Source organism: Saccharothrix sp. ST-888, assembly GCF_000955975.1.
GTDB lineage: Bacteria > Actinomycetota > Actinomycetes > Streptomycetales > Streptomycetaceae > Kitasatospora.
The window spans coordinates 1-3781 of the sequence record NZ_JYJF01000220.1; the positions used below are offsets into that span (position 1 = coordinate 1).

Genomic DNA, 3781 nt, shown 5'->3' on the forward strand with positions numbered 1-3781 from the left:
TACTTCAAAAGGAATCTCCAACAAGACCATGACGGCCTCGCCGGGGATGTCAACATATCTGGCGTTGACTTTTGGCACGCTGTTGAGTTCTCAAGGAACAGACGCTTCCTTCAGGCCGCCTTCCAGCGGGCCCTCCGGGCGCTTCGTTCTTTCGTGTTTCCAGCTTATCAGATGTTTTCCGCTCCGTTTTCCCGGAGTTTCTATTCTCTGAATTCCCACTGGGGGGATTTCCTTCAACTTCGCGGTGAAGCCTATCAAAGGCTTCGGACTGCTAAGTCTCAGAGGTTTTTGCCTGGCCGGGCGCTCCGTCCGTGGACGGTGCACTGCCTCGACTTGGCTGTGTCGTAGACACTAGCGCTTGATGCGAGCCTTTGTCCAGCCCGTCTCAACCGTTCAAACCTACTAGCCCGCCAAGACCACGTCAATGGTTCACCGGGGTGATCATGAGACTAGCAGGTCAGAGGGGTTACCGGCACATCAGCGGTCAGGCCGCCACCGGATTCAGATCCGCCCGGTCGGACTCCTCGACATCGCCGAGCTCGCCGAGGGCCGCGCTGCGGCGACCGAGTACCAGCGCATAGAGGAGGAAGAGCACCTCTGCCACGACGCCGATGCCGATCCGGGCCCAGGTGGGAAGGCCGGACGGCGTGACGAAGGCTTCCAGGATGCCGCTGGCGAACAGGACGGCTGCCAGCCCCAGGGCCATCCCGACGGTGGCGCGGCCCTCCTCGGCGAGGGCGGTGGAGCGGGGGCGGGGGCCCGGATCGATGACGGTCCAGCCGAGGCGAAGGCCCATTCCGGCAGCCACGAAGACCGCAGTCAGTTCGAGCAGACCATGCGGGAGCAGCAGACCGAGGAAGAAGTCCAGGCGGCCGGCGGAGGCCATCAGGCCGAGGGCCACGCCGAGGTTCATGACGTTGCCGAAGAGCACCCACAGCACGGGGATGCCCAGCGCGACTCCGAAGACCAGGCAGGTGGCGGCGATCCAGGCGTTGTTCGTCCAGACCTGGAAGGCGAAGGAGGTGGCGGGGCGGTCCGAGTAGTAGGTCTCGTACTGGCCGCCGGGCCTGGTCATGGCACGGATCTGGTCGGGGGCGGCGAGGCTGTCGCGGACCTCGGGGTGCACGGCGACCCACCAGCCTATGAGGGCCGAGGCCAGCAGGGAGATCACCGCGACCGGGAGCCACCAGCGCCGCGACCGGTAGAGAGCCGCCGGGAAGCTCACCGCGAAGTAGCGGGCGGCGTCGCGCCAGGACGGATTGCGGCTGCCGGTCACCGCGCTGCGGCCCCGGGCGACCAGGGTGGTGAGCCGGCCTTCCAGGGTCGGATCGGGTGCGGCGGCCTGAACCTGGGCGAGGTGGCTGGTGGCCCGCTGGTAGAGGGTGACGAGTTCGTCGGCTTCCTCTCCGCTGAGTCTGCGCCGCTTGCTCAGGACCTCGAGACGGTGCCACTCCGCCTGGTGGGAAGCGACGAAGACGTCCAGGTCCATGCGGCTCACTCCAGGGTGCGGGGTGGGAGGTGGAGAGCGGGGTACGCGACGGGCGGAAACACAGGCGGAACAGGAACACGGGGCAGGAACGCGGGGCGGGAACAGCTGCCCGGGCAGCCGCCCTGCGGGGGCTAGCTTGCCAGAGGGCGTGCGACCGCAGGCATCGGATCCCCGCCCGGTGCGGGTCCGGTCTTCCGGGGCCCTGCGCGCCACCGTATGTTTGCGGCTGGAGATCGCGGGGGCGCCGGACGGCCGGGTACGTGCAGAGCACGCGGCACGCGGCCGACTCGCGGATCTGAGGGGATCAGAGCGGATCAGGGTCGAAGAGGGAACGGGCGGGGTGTTGTGAGCAACCTTGTGACGGGCGAGGCGGTCGTCCTCGGGCTGCGGGCGGCGAAGCTGCCGAGCCGGGCACTGGCGATCGCGCTGGACCTGCTCGTGGAGGTGGTCGCGCTCATCGTCACCCTGATCACGGTGGGCACCCTGACCCCCGACCTCGACTCGGCGGCCGGGGCGGCGATCTCGCTCGGGCTGGTGGTGTTCTTCCTGGTCGCGCTGCCCATTCTGATCGAGACGCTGTCGCGCGGGCGGTCGTTGGGCAAGCTCGCCCTCGGTCTGCGCGTGGTGCGCAGCGACGGCGGGCCCGTGCGGTTCCGGCACTCGCTGGTGCGCGGGCTGGTGGCGTTCTTCGAGATCATCTTCTTCTCGGGTGTCCCTGCGGTGATCACCTCGCTGGTCGACTCGCAGGGACGGCGGCTCGGCGACATCTTCTCGGGGAGCCTGGTCGTCCGTGAGCGGGTGCCGGGCGCCGGGCGGGGACGCGAGGCGCTGCCCGCGCTGCCGCCGCAGCTGATGCAGGCGCTGGGCGGCGAACTGGTCGCGCTGGACCTCTCGGCGGTACCGGACGGTCTGTGGCTGGCCGTCCGGCAGTACCTCACGCGGCTGGACCAGCTCGACCCGGCGGTGGCGCTGGGCATGGCGCAGCGGCTGGTCGGGGACCTGGTCTCGCACACCGGACGCGCGGCACCGTACGGGGTGCATCCGGCCGCGTACCTCGGAGCGGTGCTGGCGGAGCGGCAGCGCCGCGAGTGGGCCCGCGCAGCCGGTACGTACGGGATCGCGGCGCAGCAGCCGCACCCGCAAGGGCCCTACCTAGGACACCAGCCGTACCAGGCAGCTCAGCCGCCTCAGCCGTACCAGCCAGCGCCGCAACAGGCCCAGACGCCCGCACCCGCCCAGCCGACGCAGCCGCAGCCGCAGCCGCAGCCGCAGCCGCAGCAGCCACCCCAACCCCCGCAGACAGCAGGCGGGTTCGCACCGCCCGCCTGAGGGCTCCCTGCGAACTCGCTGCGAACTCCGAGCCTGCGCCCGCTCAGCCGAAGCGCTCGGTGGGCCGGGGATTCGGCGGGGACTCCAGTTCCTCCAGCTCGATCCCGGCCGCCGAGAGGACGACGTCCCCGGCGAGGTGCACGATCTGCTGCTCGCCGGTCTCCAGGTCGGCGACCTGGTACTGCTCCACCAACAGGGGCCCGCTGTCGGTCTGGTGGGTCTCGACGGACTCCAGCAGCCAGCCCTGGTCCAGGGTCCGCGGGGCGAGCACGGGTTCGCTGAAGGCCACCAGCCGCACCCGCGCGCTCGCGCCGGGATCGAGGTGGAGCAGCCGGGCCGTGGCGACCAGGAAGGCCGGGGAGCTGCCGGTGAAGGCGTGGGCGCGGTCGTGGCCCTCCAGGGCCTGTTCGCCCGCCGGGTCGGCGGCGTCCGCCCGTACCCAGGCGACGCCGTCCACCGCTCCGCCCCGTACCTGCCAGCCGCCGGACCGCAGTTCGAGCCGGAGCGGGCGGCTGCGGGAGTCGAGGGTGAGGTCGGTGGTGGCGATGACGGCGCCGTCAGGGCCGTACGTCTTGGACACGTAGCGCCAGCCGGCCGGTCCGGGGGCGCAGCTGAAGCGTTCCTCGCCCAGCAGGACGTGGTCGTGTGTGTCGTGCAGCGAGTAACGGCCGTTGGGCATGGACCGAAGCCTACGTGGGCCGGGCCGGGGCACCCGCGCAGAGCCGTACGGCCGGTGCACCGAGGGGGTGCACCGGCCGTACGGGGAGGTCCTCCGGCCGAGGCCGGATCGCCACCGGATCAGGCGCGGATCAGTAGCGGTACTGCTCGGCCTTGTAGGGGCCCTCGACCGGGACGCCGATGTAGTCGGCCTGGTCCTTGGTCAGCGTGGTGAGCCTGACGCCCAGCGCGTCCAGGTGCAGGCGGGCCACCTTCTCGTCCAGGTGCTTGGGCAGCACGTACACC

Annotated in this window: 5 protein-coding genes; 2 read left to right on the forward strand and 3 right to left on the reverse strand. The window is 70.5% G+C overall.

Annotated elements, in window-relative coordinates; translation table 11 throughout:
* A partial coding sequence (locus UK12_RS43815) for a hypothetical protein (protein ID WP_231591477.1) occupies positions 1–211 on the forward strand: 211 nt, incomplete at its 5' end.
* Positions 212–484: 273 nt separating this feature from the next.
* Here UK12_RS43815 and UK12_RS32085 read toward each other — a convergent pair.
* Positions 485–1489 carry a stage II sporulation protein M gene (locus tag UK12_RS32085; RefSeq protein WP_045306736.1) on the reverse strand — a complete coding sequence of 335 codons (1005 nt, stop codon included), beginning with the start codon at positions 1487–1489 and terminating at the stop codon, positions 485–487.
* A 345-nt stretch (positions 1490–1834) separates the two neighbouring features.
* Between UK12_RS32085 and UK12_RS32090 the strand changes: the two genes are divergently transcribed.
* Complete coding sequence (locus tag UK12_RS32090) at positions 1835–2818, forward strand: RDD family protein (protein WP_045306737.1); 984 nt, start codon at positions 1835–1837, stop codon at positions 2816–2818.
* 43 nt (positions 2819–2861) lie between these two features.
* Here the strand turns inward: UK12_RS32090 and UK12_RS32095 are convergent, their stop codons facing one another.
* Both UK12_RS32095 and UK12_RS38735 read right to left on the reverse strand, forming a co-directional pair.
* Entirely contained in the window at positions 2862–3497 is a 636-nt protein-coding gene (locus UK12_RS32095; protein ID WP_045306738.1) for a hypothetical protein, read from the reverse strand.
* Positions 3498–3627: 130 nt separating this feature from the next.
* A partial coding sequence (locus UK12_RS38735) for an adenosylhomocysteinase (protein ID WP_197085353.1) occupies positions 3628–3781 on the reverse strand: 154 nt, incomplete at its 5' end.

What these genes read in the sequence shown, in the direction of transcription:
- UK12_RS32095 (WP_045306738.1), bottom strand. Translation starts at nt 3,497, where the DNA reads ATGCCCAACGGCCGTTACTCGCTGCACGACACACACGACCACGTCCTG.
- UK12_RS32085 (WP_045306736.1), bottom strand. Translation starts at nt 1,489, where the DNA reads ATGGACCTGGACGTCTTCGTCGCTTCCCACCAGGCGGAGTGGCACCGT.